This window comes from Sagittula sp. S175 (assembly GCF_049800975.1).
Classification (GTDB): Bacteria; Pseudomonadota; Alphaproteobacteria; order Rhodobacterales; family Rhodobacteraceae; genus Sagittula.
Window position 1 is genome coordinate 1 of the sequence record NZ_JBNAGB010000026.1, and the last position, 22,243, is coordinate 22,243.

15 protein-coding genes are annotated in these 22,243 nt (G+C 65.8%); 4 read left to right on the forward strand and 11 right to left on the reverse strand.

Annotated elements, in window-relative coordinates; genetic code table 11:
* Positions 1-205: 205 nt before the first annotated feature.
* Positions 206-766, reverse strand: coding sequence for a helix-turn-helix domain-containing protein (locus ACP16H_RS22475; protein WP_425070765.1), 561 nt, complete (start codon positions 764-766; stop codon positions 206-208).
* A 289-nt stretch (positions 767-1,055) separates the two neighbouring features.
* Here ACP16H_RS22475 and ACP16H_RS22480 point away from each other — a divergent pair, with 289 nt between their 5' ends.
* Positions 1,056-9,878, forward strand: a complete 8,823-nt coding sequence (locus ACP16H_RS22480; RefSeq protein WP_425074470.1) for a VCBS domain-containing protein — start codon at positions 1,056-1,058, stop codon at positions 9,876-9,878.
* Positions 9,879-9,947: 69 nt separating this feature from the next.
* On the opposite strand, the gene ACP16H_RS22485 is transcribed toward ACP16H_RS22480, so the two are convergent.
* Genes ACP16H_RS22485 through ACP16H_RS22495 form a run of 3 tightly spaced genes read right to left on the reverse strand, consistent with a single transcriptional unit; the run spans position 9,948 to position 11,811 of the window.
* Positions 9,948-10,406: a hypothetical protein gene (locus ACP16H_RS22485; protein WP_425074471.1), complete on the reverse strand. Its 459-nt coding sequence runs from the start codon at positions 10,404-10,406 to the stop codon at positions 9,948-9,950.
* Complete coding sequence (locus ACP16H_RS22490; protein ID WP_425074472.1) at positions 10,403-10,948, reverse strand: NUDIX hydrolase; 546 nt, start codon at positions 10,946-10,948, stop codon at positions 10,403-10,405. Before ACP16H_RS22490 ends, ACP16H_RS22485 begins: the two co-directional genes overlap by 4 nt.
* Positions 10,945-11,811 (reverse strand): endonuclease/exonuclease/phosphatase family protein, encoded by an 867-nt coding sequence (locus ACP16H_RS22495; RefSeq protein ID WP_425074473.1) that lies wholly within the window; start codon positions 11,809-11,811, stop codon positions 10,945-10,947. The genes ACP16H_RS22490 and ACP16H_RS22495 overlap by 4 nt, the downstream gene beginning before the upstream one ends.
* A gap of 105 nt (positions 11,812-11,916) precedes the next feature.
* Here ACP16H_RS22495 and ACP16H_RS22500 point away from each other — a divergent pair, with 105 nt between their 5' ends.
* Positions 11,917-13,125, forward strand: coding sequence for an alpha/beta fold hydrolase (locus ACP16H_RS22500; protein WP_425074474.1), 1,209 nt, complete (start codon positions 11,917-11,919; stop codon positions 13,123-13,125).
* A 157-nt stretch (positions 13,126-13,282) separates the two neighbouring features.
* On the opposite strand, the gene ACP16H_RS22505 is transcribed toward ACP16H_RS22500, so the two are convergent.
* The 3 genes from ACP16H_RS22505 to ACP16H_RS22515 all read right to left on the reverse strand — a co-directional run bounded on the left by ACP16H_RS22505 (position 13,283) and on the right by ACP16H_RS22515 (position 15,659).
* On the reverse strand, positions 13,283-14,356 hold the full coding sequence (locus tag ACP16H_RS22505; RefSeq protein WP_425074475.1) for an endonuclease/exonuclease/phosphatase family protein: 1,074 nt from the start codon (positions 14,354-14,356) through the stop codon (positions 13,283-13,285).
* 160 nt (positions 14,357-14,516) lie between these two features.
* The gene (locus ACP16H_RS22510) at positions 14,517-15,116 is read right to left on the reverse strand and encodes a biotin transporter BioY (RefSeq protein WP_425074476.1); all 600 of its coding nucleotides are present in this window, start codon (positions 15,114-15,116) and stop codon (positions 14,517-14,519) included.
* A gap of 186 nt (positions 15,117-15,302) precedes the next feature.
* The gene (locus ACP16H_RS22515; protein ID WP_425074477.1) at positions 15,303-15,659 is read right to left on the reverse strand and encodes a hypothetical protein; all 357 of its coding nucleotides are present in this window, start codon (positions 15,657-15,659) and stop codon (positions 15,303-15,305) included.
* 240 nt (positions 15,660-15,899) lie between these two features.
* Here ACP16H_RS22515 and ACP16H_RS22520 point away from each other — a divergent pair, with 240 nt between their 5' ends.
* Positions 15,900-16,364, forward strand: a complete 465-nt coding sequence (locus tag ACP16H_RS22520) for a hypothetical protein (protein ID WP_425074478.1) — start codon at positions 15,900-15,902, stop codon at positions 16,362-16,364.
* 80 nt (positions 16,365-16,444) lie between these two features.
* Here ACP16H_RS22520 and ACP16H_RS22525 read toward each other — a convergent pair whose 3' ends face one another.
* Both ACP16H_RS22525 and ACP16H_RS22530 read right to left on the reverse strand, forming a co-directional pair.
* The gene (locus ACP16H_RS22525; RefSeq protein ID WP_425074479.1) at positions 16,445-17,890 is read right to left on the reverse strand and encodes an NAD(P)(+) transhydrogenase (Re/Si-specific) subunit beta; all 1,446 of its coding nucleotides are present in this window, start codon (positions 17,888-17,890) and stop codon (positions 16,445-16,447) included.
* A gap of 16 nt (positions 17,891-17,906) precedes the next feature.
* Positions 17,907-19,478, reverse strand: coding sequence for a Re/Si-specific NAD(P)(+) transhydrogenase subunit alpha (locus ACP16H_RS22530; protein WP_425074480.1), 1,572 nt, complete (start codon positions 19,476-19,478; stop codon positions 17,907-17,909).
* A gap of 327 nt (positions 19,479-19,805) precedes the next feature.
* On the opposite strand from ACP16H_RS22530, the gene ACP16H_RS22535 reads away from it, so the two are divergent.
* The gene (locus ACP16H_RS22535; RefSeq protein WP_425074481.1) at positions 19,806-20,324 is read left to right on the forward strand and encodes a rhodanese-like domain-containing protein; all 519 of its coding nucleotides are present in this window, start codon (positions 19,806-19,808) and stop codon (positions 20,322-20,324) included.
* A 73-nt stretch (positions 20,325-20,397) separates the two neighbouring features.
* On the opposite strand, the gene ACP16H_RS22540 is transcribed toward ACP16H_RS22535, so the two are convergent.
* Positions 20,398-20,868, reverse strand: a complete 471-nt coding sequence (locus tag ACP16H_RS22540) for a methyltransferase family protein (RefSeq protein ID WP_425074528.1) — start codon at positions 20,866-20,868, stop codon at positions 20,398-20,400.
* Positions 20,869-21,210: 342 nt separating this feature from the next.
* On the reverse strand, positions 21,211-22,158 hold the full coding sequence (locus tag ACP16H_RS22545) for an MBL fold metallo-hydrolase (RefSeq protein ID WP_425074482.1): 948 nt from the start codon (positions 22,156-22,158) through the stop codon (positions 21,211-21,213).
* Positions 22,159-22,243: the final 85 nt, after the last annotated feature.

A 22,243-nucleotide genomic window follows, 5' to 3' on the forward strand; every position in this document is an offset into this window, starting at 1 on the left:
CCCCCCCCCCCCCCCCGCCGGGGAGGCTCTGCCTCCCCGGACCCCTCCGAGGGTATTTGGGTCAAGATGAAGGAAAGAAAGGCGCTCGTTCCTTCATCTTGAAGAAAATACCGCGGAGGTTCGGAGGCAGAGCCTCCGACGGCGCGAGGCGTCAGCCGAGCGCCGGCCGTCTGAGCGAAGCGAAGGCGGAACCCAGTGGGACCACTCAGCCACTGATGCGGCAAAGCATGAACTTGGCGCCCTGCCCCTTCGCCGTCACGAAGCGCGTCTCGCCGTGTTCGCGGTAGCGCAAGGTGTCGCCGGGGGCCAGGTAATGTGCCTCGCCGTCTACCACTGCATGCATGTAGCCTGTCAACATGACGAGGTGGTGTTCCTGGCCCGGGACGTCCGGGGCCTCCTGCACCCAATGCGTGCCCGGCGTGATCTTGCATTCCACGACCTCGCCCGCCAGCGCCGGGGCGGCAGGTGATACGATCCGGCGGGAAAGACCGGTTTCGCCGTCGCGCCAGAGCGGCTGGTCGTCGCGTTTCACCTGTGCGGCAAAGCCGTCTTCCATCATCGACATCAAGCGTGAGAGGGTCATCTCGTGAGCGGCAGCGAGACGGTAGAGGACATCGGCCGAGGGGCTGACCTCGGCGTTTTCGAGGCGCGACAGGGCCGCGCGCGACACCCCGCTGGCCGAGGCCAGCTGGTCCAATGTCCAACCGCGGGCCGCGCGCAGGGCAGACAGCCGCGCGGCCAGGCGAACCGTCAGTTCGCTCTTCATCGTTTATCCCCCCGGGAATCTATCCCGCAAGCGAGACTAGACAGGATTCGCTGGTGAAAGCAACCGCTTCACCCGGAAGGGCGCATGGCGATTCGTCTGATATGGCTGGCGTGGCTGTTGCATCGGAAGCGGTGCGGCCTCGTTCCGGGTGGTGCGATTTTTCTTCGAAAAATCAGGACGCTCCGCAGTCCGAAAGGCGCCATCGAAATTTGCGGTTCACCTGAACGGATGAGGTATGTACCCTTTCGAATGTATAGAAGTGACCATTTTAGGTTCTTGGGGGGACACCATGAATTTCTCGCGCTTTGGCCGCCTTGGCGGGCAGTCCGATTCTGGCTGCGATTCCGACGGAAAATCCGGCGACAAATCCGGCAACAAGGACGTCGAGATCGATGTCTCGGACGCCACGCGCGGGCAGCGGATCAACACGCAGTCCGGCGATGACACGGTCACGAGCTCTGCCTTTGACGACCGCATCCGAACCGGCAAGGGCGACGACAGTGTGGATGCCGGGGACGGTGACGACCGGGTGGAGGCTGGCAAGGGCGATGACACCGTGCTGGGCGGTGCGGGCGATGACCGGATCGACGCGGACAAGGGCGATGATAGTGTCGATGGCGGTGACGGCGACGACTGCATCGACGGCGGCCAGGGCAACGATACCCTGTTGGGGGGCGCGGGCGACGATGGGATCGAGGCGGGTTCGGGCGATGACGTCGTGGACGGCGGCGCAGGCGACGACCGGATCGACGCGGACAGCGGCAACGACCTTGTGACGGGGGGCGCGGGTGACGATGAGATCGACCTTGGCTGTGGCGACGACACAGCGCAGGGGGGCGCGGGGGATGACACGATCTCGGGCGGGTCCGGTTTCGACACGGTGATCTACGCGGGATCGATCCTGGATTTCGAGATCTGCTTTACCGGCAGCTGTGCCGACAGCTGCGGGCGGGACGACGACCGGGGCCATCACCACGGCCATGCCGGAAGCAAGAAGGACAAGAAGCGTGGCCATGAGGATCCGGGCCACGAGGGCCACGGGCGCGGCCACGAAGAGCATGGGCGCGGGCATGGCTATGGCCACAACGGCGGGTATTTCCATTGCGGCTGGGGCGACCGGCTGACCGTCACTGATCTGACCGGGGCCGAAGGGACGGACAGTCTCGACGGGATCGAGCAGATCGTATTTGGCGATTACGTGCTGCTGCTCGACGGCACGAACAACATTCCCGTTGTCAGTGTCGCGGACCAGACCGTGACCGAGAGCGGCACGGTGGCCTTTGACATGGAGGTCTACGACTTCGACGGCGACGCGGTGGTCGTGGACAGCATCACAGCCTCGGCGGGGCTGGTCAGCTATACTGAGGTGACGGGCAGCGACGATGGCTGCATCCCGGCGGACCGGTACACGCTGGTGTTCGACACCAACGGTGAATTCGAGTGGCTCTCGGTCGGGGAGACGGCGGAGGTGACCGTGACCATCGTTCTGGACGATGGCGAAGGCGGTCTGGTCACGCGCGAGGTCGTGGTGACCGTCACCGGCGAGAACGACGCGCCGACGCTGATGGATGGCGCGATGCTGGCCGAGGAGGATGGCCCGGCGGTGCTGCTGGACCTGACGGCGCTGGGGGATGACATCGACAGCGAGCATGATGGCACGACGCTGGTCTACACGGTGACCGGCGCGCCCTCCGAAGGGTCGGCCAGCGTTGTGGGGACCGATCTGGTCTTTGACCCGCTGGCGGATTTCCAGGACCTCGGGGTTGGCCAGACGCGGGACGTGGTGGTCGAGGTGACGGCGACGGACGCGCAGGGCGCGACGGCGGTGGCCCATGTGACGGTCACGGTCAGCGGGACGAACGATGCGCCGACGGTCTCGGCCACGCCCGCGACCGGTTTTGTCGAGGCGCTGGACGCGCAGAACCAGACGCTGTCCGACACCGGGGTGGTGAGCTTTGACGATATCGACAGCGGCGACCTGATCGCGCTGTCGGTTGCCTCGAACGACGACATGGTCTGGAGCGGCGGGACGCTGAAGGCGTTGCTGGCGGATACGCTGGTGGCGGGATTCTCGCTGGGGGCCACGGGGCCGATGGCACCGGGCAGCGTCCCCTGGACCTATGACGCGACCGCCGTTCTGGATTTCCTGTCCGAGGGCGAGACGGTCACTTGGTCCTACACGATCACGGCGACGGACAGTGCCGGGGCGGTGGCGACGGATGTGGTGCAGTTCACCCTCACCGGCACGAATGACCGTCCGGCCATCACCTCGGCCCCGGTCGAGGTGATCCTGAACGAAGCGGTGGATCCTGCGCCGCTGTTCGCCTCGGGTCAGGTGACATGGGACGATCTGGACCTGAACGACACGCATGTGACCCCGGTCGACATGCCACAACTGACCTTCCGCGATGGCGAAGGTGGCATGGGCCCCTCGCCCTTTGACGCGGCAACCGAGGCGGTGATCATCGACGGGCTGAGCTTTGGCGCGGACGGGTCGTGGTCGCTGGACCTGCCTGCCACGTTGCTGCTGGACCAGCTGGCGCATGGCGAGTCGCTGACGCTGGCCACGCTTTTGCGGGTGGTGGACAGCAGCGGGGCGGCGAACAACACCTCCTTCGACCAGACCTTTCGGATCGTGATCGCCGGGACGAACGATGCGCCGGTGATCTTTGCCGGGGATACCTCTGGTTCCGTGGCCGAGCTGGCGGATGGCGCGGCGGGCGAGAACGCGGTGGCGCATACGGCGGCGGGGCAGTTGCTGTATGGCGATCTGGATGCTTCGGACACGCATGTGGTGAGCGTGGTGCCACAGGATGCCGGATACCTCGGCGTGCTGGAGGTGCCGGGGGGTGCGGTGGCGATGCCCTCGCCCGTAGGGACGAGCGGCACTGTGGATTGGGTCTTTACCGTCGATGACGCGGTGCTGGACGGGCTGGCGGAGGGTCAGGTGATCCGGCAGGTCTATGACGTGACGGTGACCGATCCGCATGGTGCCAGCGCCACCGAGCAGGTGGTGATCGAGATCACCGGGGCAAATGACGCGCCCGAAATCGTTAGTGGCCAGCCCGCTGTCGGCGCGGTCGTGGAAGCGTCGAGCGATGCCGATGGCGTGGTGGTGGATGCAGGCGTGCCGGTGGCCTCGGGGACCCTGGTGGCGATCGACGTGGACGCGGGCGATGCGCTGACGTGGTCGGGGAATGCCGTGGGTGCCTATGGCAGCTTTGCCATCACGGCGGGCGGATCGTGGACCTACACGCTGGACAATGTGGCGGCGGACAACCTTGGCGCGGGAGAGTTGCGGAGCGAGAGTTTCGTGGCGACGGTGACGGACGGCACAGGCGCGACGGCGACGCAGGTCGTGGTGGTGGAGATCACCGGCGCGAACGATGCGCCCGATGCGCAGCCGCTGGCCGCGACGGTCTACGAGGGGCCGCTGGCGGGCGATCCCGGCGCGGATATGGTCACCTTGGGTGCGGTCTTCACGGATGTGGATGCGCCGGACAGCCATGTTGTCTCGGTCGATACCACCGGCACGCAAGGGGCTGTGACGGATCATGGCGACGGGACCTTTACCTATGCGGCGAACGGGGCCTTTGAATGGCTGGGCGTGGGGCAGACGGCGACGGATAGCTTTGCCTACACGGTCGATGACGGTCAGGGAGGGACTGATACCGAGGTGGTGACGATCACCATCCTCGGGCTGAACGACGGGCCGACGATCGCCGCGACGGGCTCGGCCGGTTGGGTCGAGGATCTGGACGCCATGCCCCAGTCGCTGGCGGATGCGGGGGTCGTCAGCTTTGACGACATCGACGCGGGCGACGTGCTGGATGTGACCTATGTCTCGAACGGCGACGTGACGTGGAGCGGCGGCGCCCTGCCCCCGGTCTTTGCCGCGATGTTCGAAGCCGGGTTCAGCACCGGGGTCACGGGGGCTGCGGCCCCGGGCAGCGTGGCATGGACCTATGCGGCGGACCTGCCGCTGGACTTCCTGTCCGAGGGCGAGACGGTCACATGGTCCTACACCGTGACGGTGACGGACAGCGCCGGGGAAAGCGCGTCGGACGTGGTGGCATTCTCCATCACCGGGACGAATGACGCGCCGACCCTGTCAGCCACTGCGGCCTCGGGCTGGGTGGAGGCGGCGGATGCCTCGGCGCAGCAGCTGGTGGATCAGGGTGTTCTCAATTTCGAAGACCTTGATATCAACGACGCGCTGACGCTGACCCATGTGGTCGCGGCCCCGGTCTGGTCGGGCGGCACGCTGAGCGCGGCGCAGGCGGCGGCGCTGATGGCGGGCTTCTCGATCGCGGACACCTCGGTCACCGGCACGGGCATGACGTGGTGGGCTTTTGACGCGGTGCTGGATCTCGACTTCCTCGGCGCGGGCGAGACGATCAGCTTTGACGTGGCGGTGACGGCGACCGATGGCAGCGGGGCGAGCGCCTCGGACGTGATCGAATTCACCATCACCGGGACGAATGACGGTCCTGTGGCGCTGGACACGGTGAACGAGGGTCGGCTGCTGCAGGAGCGCGGCGCGACGGAGCTGGGTCACGATGTAGCCATGGGCAACGTGCTGACCGCGGCCAGCGATGCGGATGCGAACGGTACGCTGGCGGTCAGCGGGCTGGAAGGGCAATCCGGCGGATCGGGATGGGTAGCGCAGGGTGTCTATGGCACGCTTTTCATGGGCATGGACGGGATATGGTCCTACCAGCTGGACAATTACGACCTGGACACCAACGCACTGGCCTATGGCAGCGGGGGGACCGAGGTGTTCAGCTACACCGTCGTGGACGACCAGGGGGCCAGCGACACCGCGCAACTGGTGCTGGGCATCATCGGGTCGAACGATGCACCCACGGCACTGGGGGACATCAACACCGGTCCCGAGGTGGTGGAGAACGGCTCGACCATCCTTGGCAACCCGAGCGCCACGGGCAATGCGCTGGACAACGACAGCGACCCGGATACGGGCGACGTGCTGACGGTAATCGAGGTCAATGGTGCCTTGGGCAACGTCGGTGCCCCGGTGGAGGGCGTCTACGGCGCGTTGGTGCTGGGGTGGGACGGGACCTGGGTCTACACGCTGGACGATGCCAACCCGGATACCGAGGCGCTGGCGCAGGGCCAGGTCGTCTATGACAGCTTCACCTACCTGGTCACGGACGCTCATGGGCAGACCGCCACGGCGACCATCACCATCCGCATCACCGGGTCCGAGGACAACCGTGCCCCGGTGGCAGTGGACAACGCGCGGGCGGCGGTCGAGGACGTTGTGCTGTCCGCCATGGTCGAAAGCACGGACCCCGACCTTCCGGGCGACACGCTGACTCATACCGTCGAGACCGGGCCGTCGCATGGCACGCTGACGCTGAACGCAGACGGGAGCTATGACTACACGCCGGATGCGCATTTCTCGGGCACGGACAGATTTACCTTCCGCGTGACGGATGCGGCTGGTGCCTATGACATAGGCACCGAGACGATCCAGATCGAGGCGGTGGCCGATGCGCCGACGCTGGCCCTGGCCCCGCCCAGCACGCCGACCTATGCCTTTGCCGGGACGGGCATCGACACGCAGGTCAGCCTGTCGCCGCTGTCCGAGCGTTACGGCACTGTAACGGCGCTGTCCGATGGCGGCTATGTCGTGGCCTGGCAGACCGAAGGCTTTGACGGCTTCCCAAAGGCCATGGTCCGGCGCTACGACGCCGATGGCACTGCGCTGACGCCGCCGCTGCTGGTCACCAACCAGAACGAGGGCACGGCCAACGTCTTCCCCGTGGTGGTGGATGGTCCGGACGGCGGGTTTACCGTGGTGCAGACCGGGCTGGTGAATGGCGCGACCGATGTGCGCTACATCCGGTTCGACGCGAACAACGTGCAACAGAGCTGGGTGTCACTGTCCACCGGCGGTGTCTATGGCAATGCCGAACTGGCGGATGCCGTGACGCTGGCGGACGGGCGCATTGCCACGGCGTTCACCTATGGCTCGGACGCGCCGGATGGTGGCACCGGGTCGGGCGTCTACTTGCGCATCCTGAACCCGGCGAACAATGCCTTCGAGGTCGCGACCCAGATCGTGCCGACGGTGACGGCCAGCGGCCAGAGCTTTGCCGCGATCGAGCCGCTGGCGAACGGCGGCTTCGTCGTGGTCTGGAACGGTGAGGACGAGCCGGGCCAGTCGCTGGGCGTCTTTGGCCAGCGCTTTGATGCCAATGCCCAGCCCGTGGACGGCGAATTCGCGGTGAACAGCACCACGGCGTTTACCCAGGCCTATCCCGATGTGGGCAGCCTGTCCGATGGCGGTTTCGTGGTGTCGTGGTTCTCGGACGCGCAGGACGGGTCGTCGACCGCGATCATGGCGCAGCGCTATGACGCGAACGGCGTCGCGGTGGGTGGCGAGTTCCTGGTGAACACCACCGCTGCAGGTGCGCAGATCACGCCGACGGTGCAGGGCCTGCCCGATGGCGGCTTCGTCATCAGCTGGTTCTCGCAGACCGGGGATGGCGACGGGTTCGGCGTGTTCCAGCAGCTGTATGACGCCAGCGGCGCGGCCTACGGGCTGGAGACGCGGGTGAACAACCTGACGGTGGGCGATCAGGCCTCCGGCAGCTATGGCGGCGGCAACCATATGGCCGTGCTGGCCGATGGGACCATCGTCAACGTGTGGGACACCAACAATGGCGCGGGCGAGATCTATACGACGCGCAGCATTGTTCCCGACAGCAGCACGCCGGAGGACACACCCATTCCGCTGGGCCTGTCGGCGGCGCTGGTGGACATGGATGGCTCTGAAAGCCTGTCTCTGCGTCTGGAGGGTTTCCCTGCCGGGGCGGTGTTCAACCTTGGGGCGGCGGATGGCACCGGGTGGCTGATCCCGGGGGCCGAAGCGCTGGACCTGTCGGTGCTGGAGATGACGCCCCCCACCGACTGGACGGGCCTTATCGAGCTGGTGGTGACCGCGACGGCGACCGAGGCATCGAACGGCGATCAGGCCTCTGTCAGTGCGACGGCGTGGTTCGCGGTGACGCCGGTGAACGACGATCCGGAGGCTGCGGAGCTGGCGGTCACCACGGACGAGGACGCCCCGGTCACGGTGGACGTGCTGGCGGCGGTGACGGATGTGGACGGCGGCGTGCCGGCGCTGGACGGCGTGGGCGCGGCGGCGCATGGCACGGTGGTCATCGACGACAACGGCACGCCGGGGGATGCCACCGACGACAGGGTGATCTACACGCCGAAAGCGGATTTCTTCGGCATGGACAGTTTTGAATACACCGTGTCGGACGGCTTTGGCGGGACGGACACGGGCACCGTCACGGTGGAGGTCGCGCCGGTGAACGACGCGCCGCAGGTGGTCGACACCATGGCGCTGTTCTCGGGGGCGACGGGCGACCGGGCGCAGGTGTCGGGGTTGACGGGCTTCCCGACGACCGCCGTGACCATGTCGGCCAATATCCGCATCGACGCGGACAACGTGCTGGAGCACTACATCTCCTACGCGGTGCCGGGGTCGGCGAACGAGCTGCTGTTGCGCACCTTTGGCGATGCCATCGGCGTCTATGCCAACAATGGCTTTGTCGGCCAGATCGCGGCGCCTGGTGTCCGGGATGGCGCGGTGCATCAGGTCACCGTGACGCTGGGCGGGGGCACGATGGCCGTCTACCTTGACGGCGCGTTGCAGGGGACGCTGGCCACGGCATCTCTGCTACCCATGAGCAGCGGCGGCACGCTGATGCTGGGTCAGGATCAGGACAGCGTCGGCGGCGGGCTGGACCCGAACCAGAGCCTGAAGGGCGCGATGGATGACGTCGCGATCTGGAACCGGGTGCTGACGCCCTCGGAGGTGGCGCTGCTGTACCTCGACGGTGCCGACCGGAGCGATGCGGGCCTCTACGGCTACTGGAGCTTCAACGCGGCGACGGCAGCCTTCGACGACATGTCGGGCGGCGGGCGGCACATGACCACCATCGGCACGCTGGGCGTGGCCGAGGAGGCGTCGCAGGCGCTCTTCGTCGCCGAGGGCGGCACGGTGACGGTCGGCGGCTTGCAGGTGTCCGACATCGACGGGTCGCTGGTGCAGGTCTCGGTCCAGACGGAGGGCACGAGTACGGTCAGCTTTGGCAATCTAGGCGGCGCGTCCCTCGACCCGGGCGCGGCCACGCCAACGATCGTCGGCACCCTGTCCGACGTGAACGCCGCGCTGGCGACCTTGCAGTTCCAACCCGGCGCGGGCGTTGCCCGGAACGAGACGCTGACCATCACGGTGGACGACCTGGGCAACTCTGGCTCGGGCGGCCCGCTGACCGATGTCATCACCGTGCCGATCCGCATCGGCGGGCTGGAGGTCGCCCCCGTGGCGGCCAGCAGTTCCGGCGTGGTGACCGAGGACACGGTGCTGAGCACCTTCGGCACCGTCTATGCCTCGGACGCCAACGGCGATGTGCTGAGCTTTGACGTGGTGGGCAGCGGCGCTTCGGCCTATGGCACGTTCAGCATAGACGACAGCGGGGCCTGGACCTACCTGCTGAACAACGGCTCTGCCGCCGTGCAGGGGCTGAACGGCGGGTCGAGCGTCACCGACCAGTTCCAGGTCAGCGTCAGCGACGGGCGTGGCTATGCCACCCAGACCGTCGTGTCGGTTGTGGTGAACGGGGTGGACGATGGCGGGCCGAACCTGCTGGTGGATTTCGAGGACAGGCCGGCCCAGACAACCGCGATCAGCGGGGTCTACGAAGGGTTCATCTGGCAGTCCGGATCACAGTCCCTGTGGACGTTGCAGGGCACCGGGTACTCGGGCGGCTACAACGCTGCGGGAACGGGCCATGTGGCCTACACGCCGGGTGCGTCGAAACCGGTCGTGGTCACCCGCTCGAACGGCGACGATTTCGAGTTCTTCTCGGTCGAGCTGACGGCCGCCTGGGATGCCTCGGGGACGGCGACGGTGTCGGGCTACCTGGACGGCGTTCTGGTGGACAGCGGGTCCATCGGGATCACCAACAGCGGACCGACCTTGTTCGAGGCCGACTGGGGGATGATCGACGAGTTGCAACTGACCAGCACCGGGGAGCATCTGGTGTTGGACAACTTCGAGTTCCTCGTCTGAACGCAGGTTGCATGAGATGCGCGAAGGGCCGGGGTCACACCCGGCCCTTTTGCCGTTCGGGGGGTGGGGTCAGCCTGCGTAGGCCGCCGCGACGTGGTGGATGTCGTCGAGGAAGGCGCGGATGCAGGTGTCGAGGTCGCCGCAGACGTCGTCGCGCGCAAGGTCGATGGCGTCCCAATGGGTAACGAAGGGGCGGAACGCGGCTGGCGGGTCCTCGTAGGCGGCCAGCATGTAGAGGTCGCGGGCCAGCGCCGAGGCCTCTGCCGGGGACATGGTCGTGAGCGTGTCGAAGCGACGCAGGAAGACCGCCAGCGCCTGCCAGCGGTTCGCGCCTTCGGACAGGGCGCGCAGGAGGCTTGCCGCCTCGCCCGGCGTGCGGGCCAGCGCGACGTCGATCAGCAGGGCGTCGGGGACCTCGGCAGCAAGGATCTGCGCGTCGGCCCATGTGGTGGCCTCGGACAGGTCGGCATAGCCCCAGTCGAGGGCCAGCGCGAGGGCGGCGGCTTCGGTTTGAGGCCTTGCGGTCATTCGCCCTGCCCGTCCAGCCGGTCGCGCAGGCGCAGGACGCTGGGGGCCTGTGTGTAGGCGTCGAGTTGGTCGAGGGAAACCCACGCCAGCGCGTGGCTTTCGTCGGAGGCTGTGAAAGCGGTGGTCTGGGCCTGCATGAGGTAGCGGATGTCGTAGTGCAGGTGTGCGGGTTCGCGCGCGGTGGCGGGGATTTCGTGAATGTCGATGTCAAAGACGGCTTCCCGGAGCAGCGTGATGCCGGGGATGCCGCTTTCCTCCTGCGCCTCGCGGAGGGCGGTGGCGCGGGCGTCCTGCACCCCGTCGCAATGGCCGCCCAGTTGCAGCCAGCGGTTCAGTTTTCGGTGGTGGGTGAGAAGGGTCGACTGCCCGTCCGGGGACAGCACAAAGGCGCTGCCGGTGACATGGCCGCCGATATGGGGATCGCGGGAGAAGGCCTGCGCGCCGTGTTGGCGCAGGAAGGTTGCCAGCCGCGCCCACTGGGTCGCGTCGCGGGCGTCGCGCGGGGTGAAGCGGCCGATGCCGGGGAGGTGCTGCGCGGTCATGGCTGCACCAGATAGGCCAGCAGGCCGTGGTGGTCGGACCCGGCCTTGGGCATCTGGATCACCCGTTGCGGCGCGGGGTTGGTGGACAGCACGTGGTCGATCCCGAGGTGGAAGGGGATGGGCGAGAGGTCGAAGCTGTGGACCTGCGCGCCGACCCGCGTGGTGCCGCTGGCGCGGGCCATGCGTTTGAGAGTGTGCGACCATGCGACGGCGTTGAAATCGCCCGCCATGAGGATGGGGCCGTCGAGGGCTTCGAGCGTGGGGAGAATCCCGTCGACCTGCGCAGCCTGCCCCTTTGGCCAGGGCCAGTTGAGGTGCACGGAGACCACCCAGAGGGGGCCTTGCGGGGTCATCACCTGCATCCCCGTCAGCCCGTCGGGCTGCGAGCAGAAGGCGGTTCCGGGCACCATGGGGTAACGGGAGAGGACGGCCTCACCCAGCCAGCTGTTCGCGACGGTGCAGCGGTGCTGCGTCGGGTGGCTGGCTTTCAGCGCCTCCATGATGGGGAGGTTCCGGGGGGAGACCTCTTGCAGGGTGATGACATCCGGGTTGGACTGAGCGACGAGGCTCAGGAATTCCGCGTTGTCGGCGCGGTTGAACAGCAGGTTCTGCTGGTAGAGGACCAGATCATGACCCTTGGCATCCGGGTCCATGCGGGCAGAGATGTGCCAGCCCAGCACGGCGAGGGCCAGCGCCGAAAGCGGCCAGCGCACCACCCGCGACCAGTCGGTCCAGATCAACGCCAGGGCGGCGAGGATCAGGAGCGGCACGCGAAACACCGCGAGGCTGTCGCCCGCCGGGTGCAGCGCGCCGAGGTAGGACCCGACGACCGCCGCCCCGGCGAGGACTGCAACACTTTTCAACACGCTCTGCCCTGCCCTCACCATCGCGTTACGCTCCTGTCACGTGGCTTGCGCCCTGCGACGGGCGGTCCCACTCTGATGCCAAACGGGGACACGAGGACGACCATGCCCAGCGAACGCATCACCTTTCCCGGCCACGGCGGGCACGCTCTGGCCGCCCGGCTGGATCTGCCGCGCGGTCCGCACCTGGCCACGGCGCTTTTCGCCCATTGCTTTACCTGCGGCAAGGACATCCACGCGGCGCGGCGCATCGCGCAGCGGCTGGCGGCCATGGGGATCGCCGTGCTGCGGTTCGATTTCACCGGGCTGGGGCACAGCCAGGGAGAGTTCGCCAACACCACCTTCCAGTCGAACGTGGAGGACCTTGTGGAGGCCGCGCGCTACCTGGAGGGGCGCGGCATGGCCCCGACATTGCTGATCGGGCATTCGCTGGGCGGCGCGGCGGTGGTGCGCGCGGCCGAGCTTATTCCGGAGGCCAAAGCGGTCGTGACCATAGGCGCGCCCTTTGACCCGGAGCATGTGACAGGGACATTTTCCGAGGCGCTGCCGCATATCGAAGCCAAGGGCCAGGCGCAGGTCGACCTGGGCGGTCGCCCTTTTACCATCGGGAAAGACTTCGTGCAGGACCTCGCGCGGCACGACCTTGGCGCGGCGCTGGCGGGGCTGGGACGCGCGCTTCTGGTGCTGCATGCGCCCGGCGACACGGTGGTTCCGGTGGGCAATGCCTCGAAAATCTTCATGGCGGCAAAGCATCCCAAGAGCTTTGTCACGCTGGACGACGCCGACCACCTCGTGTCGCGGGCCGAGGATGCGGAATACACGGCCGGGGTGATCGCCGCATGGGCGCGGCGCTACCTCGACCTTGCGCCCCCTGCCCCGCCGCCCGGCGCGCCCGAGGGCGTGACGCGCGTGACCGAAAGCGATCCGCAGGGGTTCCTTCAGGACATCCAGGGCGGACCACATCACCATGCGCTTGCCGATGAACCGCTGGCCTATGGTGGCACCAACCGGGGCATGTCGCCCTACGGGTTTGTGGCGGCGGGCCTTGGGGCCTGCACCTCCATGACGATCCGCATGTACGCCCGTCGCAAAGGGTGGCCGCTCGAAAACGTCTCGGTGGACGTGACCCACGACAAGATGCACGCACAGGACGCAAGCGGCATGGACAATCGCATCGACCGCTTCACCCGGCGGATCACGCTGACCGGAGAACTGGACGATACGCAACGCCAGCGGCTGCTGGAGATCGCAGACCGGTGCCCCGTGCATCGGACGCTGGAAACCGGCGCACGGATCGACACGGAACTGGCGTAACCCGGACAACGCCGGACGTTGGGGGCTCTGCCCCCGCCGCGCTGCGCGCGCCTCCCCCGCGGTATTTTCGTCAAGATGAAGGGACGCGGCCTGTGCTTCATCTTGATCCAAATACCCTCGGGGTGAGGCCGCAGGCCGAGGGGCAGCGCCCCTTCCCCTAAACGTCCGGCGGCACGAAGGAGAAATAGGCCACAAGCTGCCCGTGGTCCGAGGCATCGGGCTCGCGCGGCGCTCCGGCAAACTCGCCATCGACGACATGGTCGTTGAAGGCCCGCATGTAATCCAGATCGCCGATGCGGCGACTGTTGCGGTAGTAGAACTCCTGACTCAGCAAGATATGGTCGATGGTGTTGTGGTGGCCGTTATGCACATGGGTGGTGAAGTCCGCGCGCTCCGACCGCCGCAGGTGGATCGCCGCTGCCGAATACAGCTCAACGTCCCAGAAGCCCTGCTTGATCGCCGCGTCCGGTTCGTTGCGCCACGGGCTTTCGCCGCGAATGACCTCGGTCGTGACCGCCTCGGCGCCATCGTTGAAATCACCCAGCACAAAGACCGGCCGCCCGTTTCCACGCAACAGCGAAAGGATTTCGCGGCGTGCCGCCAGCGCCTCGCCCGCACGCAGGACGAGCGACCCGACATCGCCCTTCGCCCGGTCAAGGAACATCAGGTTGGCCGGGTCATCCGCCGGGTCGTCGCGATCCAGCAGCGGGCGTTTTGATTTCAGATGCAGGTTGACGATGGAGCCGGTCAGCCCGCCGAGGTCGACCTCGATGATCGCGATGGGGCGGGAAGTTGACGTCAGGCTGTAGCTGAGACCCCTCTCGCTGCCGAGGATCACGGGGTCCTCCGTCAGATCCTGCACCTTGCGGCTGCTCAGGACGGGCCTGCGGCCCAGGTAGCCAAGACCCGGACTGGGGTCGTCGATCTTGCTGCGGTCATTGGGGAAATGCAGGATCTCGGTGTAGGCGGGCTGATGCAGCCCCCGCGTGGCGACGATCTCGGCGTGGCGTTCGGCCACCGCCTGAAGCGCCTCGACGTGAAACACTTCCTGCAGGCAGACGTGGTCGGCGTCCATGTCGGCCAGCTGCTCCGCCAGCCATGTGACCTTGCGTGCAAAGGCGGCGTCGGAATAGCGGTTCCAGCTGCCGTCCTTCTTTTGATAGTAGTTCACCCCCGGATTGACGAGGTTCTTCACGTTGAAGGTGGCGATGGAGAAACGTTGGCGGGCCATGTCGGGCTCTCCCGGGATAGCTGTCTTGCGACCATACCCTCAGGATGACACCACACGCCTCGGTTGTCCAACACCTTGACGAGACACAGCAAAAGGCCGGGCACAGGCCCGGCCTTCGGTATGTTCGTAGGGTGGGTTTGCAACCCACCGCGCCCGTACGTCAGCCGCGTGCGCGGCCGATCAGCTTCCATGCGGCGGGCAGGATCATGGCGGCCAGCGCCAGCTTCACCGCGTCGCCCACGAGGAACGGGGTCAGGCCCCACTCGAGGATCGGCTTGTCCCAGCCGTAGAGCATGCCCAGCCAGATCAGACCCGGGACGTAGATGATGACGTTGCCCAGCAGCATGGCACCGGCCATCTTCAGCGGCGAGCGGTCCCAGCCAGCGCGCGCCAGCATGCCCAGGGCGCCAACAGCGGCCACGTAGCCCACGAGGTAGCCACCGGTGCCACCCATCATGTATTCCAGACCGAACTTCTCGGCCGAGGAGCCCGCGAAGACGTCAAAGCCCAGTGCGCCCAGGATCATGTAGCCCATGATCGTCACCAGCCCGAGGCGTGCGCCGTAGGCGGCGCCCATGCCGAGCACGGCGAAGGTGCCCATGGTGATCGGCACCGGCCACATCGGCACCTTGATCTTGGCGGCAACGGCCAGAAGCGCGATGCCGAAGACAACCAGCGCCGCCTGCTTGACGCGCAGCGCGGCCCCTTCGTTCGCGCCGAAGGCTTCGGCAAGCACGTCACGGTCAAAAGTCAGGTTCATGGGTTCCCCCTATTTGTCGAAACCATTTTTGTGGTTGTGCCCGAACGCAGGGTGCCGCGCAAGTATATTGCGCGAATGCACGCGCAGAAAATATGCAAACCGTGAGTTTGCAGATGCAAATTTCACCTTGTGAAAACCACTTGCCAGAGGACGCGCCCAGCAGCGCCGCGTGCGCCGCCCAGACCTCTAGAGACGGTTTTCCAGCCAGACCTGCGCCTGCGTCAGGGCGAAATGCACCCGTGCCGCGTCCCCTGCCCCCATCCGCGAGCGCAGCAGGAACTGATACCAGCGCAGGTCCACGGTCCTGAGCGCGTCGAAGATCGCAAGAAGCCAGCGTTCATCGAAGGACCGCTCTTCGCTGCCGGGATCGTTCAGGTCCAATGCGCGGTCGAAGATGCGTTCCAGCGTGGTGTGCAGGGCGCCGAGCGGAGTCTCGGACTCCGGTTCGCGCAGGACGTAGCGCAAGAGCTCCAGCCGAGGGTCGGTGCAGCGAAGTTCCGGGAATTTCTGGGACCAATGGACCCGGGGACTGGAGGTGGACATAGGGGCGCTCCTTTATCTGACTATTTTAATCAGATAAATCTGGGCGGGGCAAGGGAGCACCGAGACCCTCAGGCGAGCTGTGTTCCCTGAGCCGGCTGTCTCAACGCGAAACCGAGACGAAATGCGGGACACAGGACATGCGCCGCGAGAGAGCTGTTTAAGCGTGCGTTTTGATTGTCAAATCAACATTTGGTTGTTATAATGGTAGCTTGGGGACTCCCCGGTGCAGGAACCAAACCCATGTTCGAATTTCACGCCGGCCTCGTTTGCAACGGCGAGATCCTGTTTACACGTCATTTCGGCCACCAGACACTGGAGCGCATCCTGTTCGAAATCCGCCGCCTGTCGGCGCTGGAACCGGGGCACTCGACATTGCCGGAAATCGTCGACCTGTCGCCGGTAGAGAGGTCGGACCTGGACTTTGCCAAGATGCAGGCGATCGTCAGGCTGACCGCCGAGACCGCACGCCCCGGACCAGACGGCAAGAAGATCGCCGTCCTCGCGCCGCTCGATGTCAGTTACGGACTGACCCGCATTCACGCCACGCTTCTGGAGATGTCCGGAAGCAACGTCACATCGGCGGTCTTCCGGACCGAAGCGGAGGTGCTGGACTGGCTCGGGCGGCCTGAACGGGCCTTTGCCGATCTGGAGGGGATCGACCGCGTGGCCCCCCTGCCCGATGCCGGGGAGTGCTGCAACCTGTAGCGCTGGCGACGGCGTAAAGTATCGGCGCAAAGGAAAAGGCCCCGCGAGCTGCACGGGGCCTTTCGATCTTTTGGGTCCGCTTACTGGATGCGGTTGAGGAGTTCACCCAGCGACTGCTTGGCGTCGCCGTAGTACATGCGGGTGTTTTCCTTGTAGAACAGCGGGTTCTCGATGCCCGAGTAGCCGGTGCCCTGACCGCGCTTGGACACGAAGACCTGCTTGGCCTTCCAGCATTCCAGAACCGGCATCCCGGCGATGGGGCTGTTCGGGTCTTCCTGCGCGGCGGGGTTCACGATGTCGTTCGAGCCGATGACGATGGCCACGTCGGTCTGCGGGAAGTCCTCGTTGATCTCGTCCATTTCGAGGACGATGTCGTAGGGGACCTTCGCTTCGGCCAGCAGCACGTTCATGTGGCCCGGCAGACGGCCCGCGACCGGGTGGATCGCGAAACGCACTTCCTTGCCCTTTGCGCGCAGGCGGCGGGTCAGTTCGGCCACGTTCTGCTGTGCCTGTGCGACGGCCATGCCGTAGCCCGGGATGATGATGATGCTGTCCGCATCTTCCAAAGCCGAGGCCACGCCATCCGCGTCGATGGCGATCTGCTCGCCCTCGACTTCCATCGCCGGACCGGTCGCGCCACCAAAGCCGCCGAGGATCACGGAGACGAACGAGCGGTTCATCGCCTTGCACATGATGTAGGACAGGATCGCACCCGAGGAACCCACCAGCGCGCCGGTGACGATCAACAGGTCGTTGCCAAGGCTGAAGCCGATGGCCGAGGCCGCCCAGCCCGAGTAGGAGTTCAGCATCGAGACCACCACCGGCATGTCGGCGCCGCCGATGCCCATGATGAGGTGATACCCGATGAAGAAGGCCAGCAGCGACATCAGGATCAGCGTCCAGCCACCGCCGGTGGACATGTAGACCAGCAGCAGGACAAAGGACAGGATCGCCGCGCCCGCGTTCAGCATGTGACCGCCCGGAAGCTTTTTCGCCGCCGAGGTGACCTTGCCCGCCAGCTTGCCGAAGGCGATGACCGACCCGGTGAAGGTGATCGCACCGATGAAGACACCGAGGAAGACCTCGACCTTCAGGATGTTGATCTCGACAGCGGTCTTGTGCGCGACCTTGGCCGCAAACCCGCCAAGCGCCTCGAGCCCAGCGGTGTTGCCCGCAGCCATCAGGTCGGCCACGCGGTTCATCTCGAGTTCCGCGTTGTAACCGATGAAGACGGCGGCCAGACCCACGAAGGAGTGCAGCGCTGCGACCAGCTGCGGCATCTCGGTCATTTCGACCTTGGCTGCCACGTACTGACCGATGCCCGCGCCGATGACGACCATCAGCAGGACGATGACATAGCCGCCCATGCCCGGGCCGAAATAGGTGGCGAGGATCGCCAGCGCCATGCCGGTGATGCCGTACCACACGGCGCGCTTTGCGCTTTCCTGCCCGGAGAGGCCCCCGAGGGACAGGATGAAGAGGACCGCCGCGGCAATGTAAGCGGCGGAAACGATACCAATGCTCATGTTCTTTTTCTCCCGCTTACGATTTCTGGAACATCGCCAACATGCGGCGCGTCACCATGAAGCCGCCGACGATGTTGATCGTGGCGATCAGGATGGAGATGGCCGAAAGTGCCATGACCAGCCAGCTGCCCGACCCCACCTGGAGCAGCGCGCCCACGATGATGATGCCGGAAATGGCGTTGGTGACCGCCATCAGCGGCGTGTGCAGCGAGTGCGAGACGTTCCAGATCACCTGGAAGCCGATGAAGCACGCCAGCGCGAACACGATGAAGTGGCTCATGAAGCTTTCGGGTGCGAACATGCCCACCAGCAGGATCAGCGCGGTGCCGACGGTCAGCAGGATCGCCTGAGACTTTGTCTGCGCCTTGAAGGCGGCCACTTCGGCGGCGCGCTTTTCCTCGGGCGTCAGTTCCTTGGTCTTTTCCTTCGGCTTGGCCGCGATGGCCTGAACCTTCGGCGGCGGCGGCGGGAAGGTGATCGCGCCCTGATGGGTCACGGTCGCGCCACGGATGACGTCGTCTTCCATGTTGTGGTTGATCTGACCGTCCTTGTTCGGGGTCAGGTCGGTCATCATGTGACGGATGTTGGTCGAGTACAGCGTCGACGCCTGCGCGGCCATGCGCGAGGGGAAGTCGGTGTAGCCGATGATCGTCACGCCGTTGTCGGTGACGACCTTCTCGTCCTTCACGGTGCCTTCGGCGTTGCCGCCCTTTTCCGCCGCGAGATCGACGATGACCGAGCCCGGCTTCATCGCGGCGACCATGTCGGCCAGCCAGAGCTTGGGCGCTTCGCGGTTGGGGATCAGCGCCGTGGTGATGACGATGTCCATGTCGGGCGCGAGTTCGCGGAACTTCTTCAGCTGTGCTTCGCGGAACTCAGGGCTGGACACGGAGGCATAACCGCCGGTGGCCGCACCGTCCTGCTGTTCCTCTTCGAAATCGAGGTAGACGAATTCCGCCCCCATCGATTCGACCTGCTCGGCCACTTCGGGGCGCACGTCAAAGGCGTAGGTGATCGCGCCGAGGCTGGTCGCCGTGCCGATCGCGGCGAGACCCGCCACACCGGCACCAACCACCAGCACCTTGGCCGGGGGCACCTTGCCCGCCGCGGTCACCTGGCCGGTGAAGAAGCGGCCGAAGTTGTTGCCCGCCTCGATCACGGCACGGTAGCCCGCGATGTTCGCCATCGACGACAGCGCGTCCATCTTCTGTGCGCGGGAAATCCGCGGCACCATTTCCATGGCAATGACGTTGGCGCCTTTTTCCTTCGCCTTTTCAAGACCCTCGGCGTTGCCGCCCGGGTTGAAGAAGGTGATCAGCGTCTTGTCGGCGGTCAGGTGGTCCAGCTCGTCCATGGTCGGAATGCGGACCTTGGCGATGATGTCGGACTCGGCCCACAGAGCGTCGGCGGTGGCCACGACGGTCACGCCCGCCTCTTCGTACAATTTGTCGGCAAAGCCCGCCTTGGAGCCTGCACCGCTCTGGATCAGGCAGTCGTAGCCCAGCTTTTGCAGTTGGCGCGCCGAGTCGGGCGTCATCGCCACCCGGTTCTCGCCGGCCTCGACCTCGCTTGGTGTCCCGATTTTCACGTGTCTCTTCCCCCTCTTCAGGAAATCCTCAACCAGAGGACGCCTATGACGCCCCGGCAATACCACGATTTGGCGATGGGTCCATACCGCTGACCTATCGCCTCTCGCCTTATGGCGCTTCTAGACCACAGGTTTGGCGGAAGTTAAAGATACCTATTCGTTTGTTGCGCAATTTGCCTCACCCCGGCAACAAACTTGCGCACAACTGCATACCGTTTTGGCTGGGCGGGCGGGTCACCCGGATGTGATCCTGCGGCGTGCATTAACATGCGGACAATTGAATGCATCTGGGTTAGGCAGGCGAAAATCCTCAGGAAAGGACATTCCATGCCCGCACAGACCGTCACCCGCCGCAATGTCCTGCTGCTTGGCGCAGGGGCCCTCCTTGCGGGCACGGCTCTGGCCTACGGCCTCTGGCTGCCGGATCAGGCCACGGCGCAAGAGGCGCAACCCGTCACACCTATCGCCGCAGACGAGGCCTACAGGCAGGCGCAAGCGGGCGAGATCATCCTCGTCGACATCCGCACGCCCGAGGAATGGCAGCAGACCGGCGTGGCCGAGGGCGCGATCGGGCTGGACATGACGCAGGACGATTTCGTCGCCTCGCTGGTCAAACTGCGCGAGGCCAACCCGGACACGCCGCTGGCGCTGATCTGCCGCACCGGCAACCGCTCCGGCTACGCCACCGAGGCGCTGGCGAAACAGGGCTTCCCCGGCCTCGCCGACGTGAAGGAAGGCATGGCGGGTGGGCGCAATGGCGAAGGCTGGCTGAATCGCGGTTTGCCTACCTATGCGGGCACCCCCGCCAACGTGCACGAACGCACCCGCGCGCGGCTCGGCCAGTAATCGGGCCAGTAATCGAGCCAGCAATCGGGCGACACTCAGCCAGTCATCGGACTTGCACCTTCAGTCCCGCCGCTCAGACCCAGCGGCGGGTTTCCTTTTCGTAGCGCATGAAATCGCGCGGGAACTTGTGGCGCAACCGCCGCTCCTCGCCTTCGATGAACCGCTTCTCGATCACCCAGACAAAGACCGGCACCAGCGGCAGTGCCAGCACGGCGTCCCAATAGAGGATCAGCCCCGCAAGGATCATCGCGTCGCCGAGGTAGATCGGGTTGCGCGACCGCTTGAAGATGCCCGAAGTCACCAGCCGATCCGCCGAGCGATGCGGGATGAAGGTCGTGCGATGCCGGCGCATCTCGAAGATCGCCAGCGCGGCAAGGATCAATCCGCCCCCCAACAGCACCCCGCCCAGCAGATTTGCCAGACCATCGCCGAAGCCGCCCATCGGCCACCATTTCGCCTGCGCCCAGGCCAACGCGAGGAACCCCGCCAGCCACACCGGTGGCCAATCCGGGAACCGATCCCACTTGCTGTCCGCATCCACCATGCCCGCCCCCTGCTTCTTTGGTTTCACAAATACCCTCGGGGGAGTCTCCCGGCACGGGAGACGGGGGCAGAGCCCCCCGCCCCCCTTCGGGACAACGCGTTCACCCCAAAAAGAATCCGCGCGCCCAAGGTGCCATCCGCATGGGTTCGAACACAAGGCTGCCATGATGCCACACCCGAACCAGCACCGTGCGGGCAGCGGCCTTCTACCAGGACCGCGATTGCCCGCCGGAATGATCGCGCTGGGACGCGATCAAGAGTTGCGCCGGGAATGGCACCGTGCGGGCGGCGGTCCTGTGCCAGGACCGCGATTGCCCGCCGGAGTGATTTTGCCGGGACAAAATCACTCCCACTCCATCTCCGAAAAGACTTGGCCCGCGTTCTTCGTCGCCAGTTCCTCGAAGGTGTCCAGATGCGTCCAGCGCGACTGGTCCACGTAATAGGCCCCGGCCAGGTCGCCGCCTTCGTCCAGATGCGCCTGTATCTTGTCACGCAGGTCATGCAGGTAGCCCACCGTCCCCTCGGTGACCGAGGCCATGTTGGTCGGGTGTCCATGCCCCGGGATCACATAGGTCGCGCCAAGGTCCATGAATGGCCCCTCGAAGGTCTCGATCCAGCAACTGGTGCAGGTGTCCGCAAAAATCGGCGGCATGCGCTCGTGAAAGGCAATGTCGCCCGCGATCACCAGCCCCATCTGCGGCAGCCAGACCTGCGTGTCGCCGGGCGAATGCGCGGGGCCAAGGTGCAGCACCTTGATCTCCACCCCACCCATCGACGCGTCGTATTCGTCGTCAAAGGACAGGTTCGGCACCGCGACCTCTGTCCCTTCGGCCTTGTCCTTGTTGTACCCCATCATGCCTTGGAGCAGGAAATCGCCCTCCTTCTCGACCACCTCGATGGTCTCGACATGCCCCAGCACGTCCACGCCCTGCGCCCGCCAGTAGGAATTGCCCAGCACTGCGTGCCCCTGCCCGTTCTCGTCGATCACCAGCTTGACCGGCTGATCGGTCACCGCCTTGATCTCGTCATGCAGGGCCTGCGCCAGCCGCGCCGAAGCGCCGCCGTTCACCACCACCACGCCATCGCCGGTGACGATGAACGACAGGTTATTGTTATGGCCGGAGTTCTCGTAGGTCGGCGGGGCCGTCGCGCCGATGGCCGTCCAGACGCCGGGGATGAATTCCACCGGCTTGTTGTACAGCTCGGACTGCGGATACTTGTCCGCGATATCCTCATGCGCCGCGGCCATGCCCGCCAGCAACGCCAATGTCACCGTTATCACGGTCTTCATGGTGAAATCTCCTCCCTTAACTCCCGCACACATTCGCATACATGAATGACACTGCCAAGCCATCACGGCCTTGCCCTGCCCCGCG

Bases quoted from the DNA above. Each gene is read 5' to 3' on its own strand.
- ACP16H_RS22500 (WP_425074474.1), top strand. From the start codon at position 11,917: ATGCCCAGCGAACGCATCACCTTTCCCGGCCACGGCGGGCACGCTCTG.
- ACP16H_RS22525 (WP_425074479.1), bottom strand. From the start codon at position 17,890: ATGAGCATTGGTATCGTTTCCGCCGCTTACATTGCCGCGGCGGTCCTC.
- ACP16H_RS22490 (WP_425074472.1), bottom strand. From the start codon at position 10,948: ATGACCGCGCAGCACCTCCCCGGCATCGGCCGCTTCACCCCGCGCGAC.
- ACP16H_RS22540 (WP_425074528.1), bottom strand. From the start codon at position 20,868: ATGGTGGATGCGGACAGCAAGTGGGATCGGTTCCCGGATTGGCCACCG.
- ACP16H_RS22510 (WP_425074476.1), bottom strand. From the start codon at position 15,116: ATGAACCTGACTTTTGACCGTGACGTGCTTGCCGAAGCCTTCGGCGCG.
- ACP16H_RS22520 (WP_425074478.1), top strand. From the start codon at position 15,900: ATGTTCGAATTTCACGCCGGCCTCGTTTGCAACGGCGAGATCCTGTTT.
- ACP16H_RS22480 (WP_425074470.1), top strand. From the start codon at position 1,056: ATGAATTTCTCGCGCTTTGGCCGCCTTGGCGGGCAGTCCGATTCTGGC.
- ACP16H_RS22515 (WP_425074477.1), bottom strand. From the start codon at position 15,659: ATGTCCACCTCCAGTCCCCGGGTCCATTGGTCCCAGAAATTCCCGGAA.
- ACP16H_RS22535 (WP_425074481.1), top strand. From the start codon at position 19,806: ATGCCCGCACAGACCGTCACCCGCCGCAATGTCCTGCTGCTTGGCGCA.
- ACP16H_RS22475 (WP_425070765.1), bottom strand. From the start codon at position 766: ATGAAGAGCGAACTGACGGTTCGCCTGGCCGCGCGGCTGTCTGCCCTG.
- ACP16H_RS22545 (WP_425074482.1), bottom strand. From the start codon at position 22,158: ATGAAGACCGTGATAACGGTGACATTGGCGTTGCTGGCGGGCATGGCC.
- ACP16H_RS22485 (WP_425074471.1), bottom strand. From the start codon at position 10,406: ATGACCGCAAGGCCTCAAACCGAAGCCGCCGCCCTCGCGCTGGCCCTC.
- ACP16H_RS22505 (WP_425074475.1), bottom strand. From the start codon at position 14,356: ATGGCCCGCCAACGTTTCTCCATCGCCACCTTCAACGTGAAGAACCTC.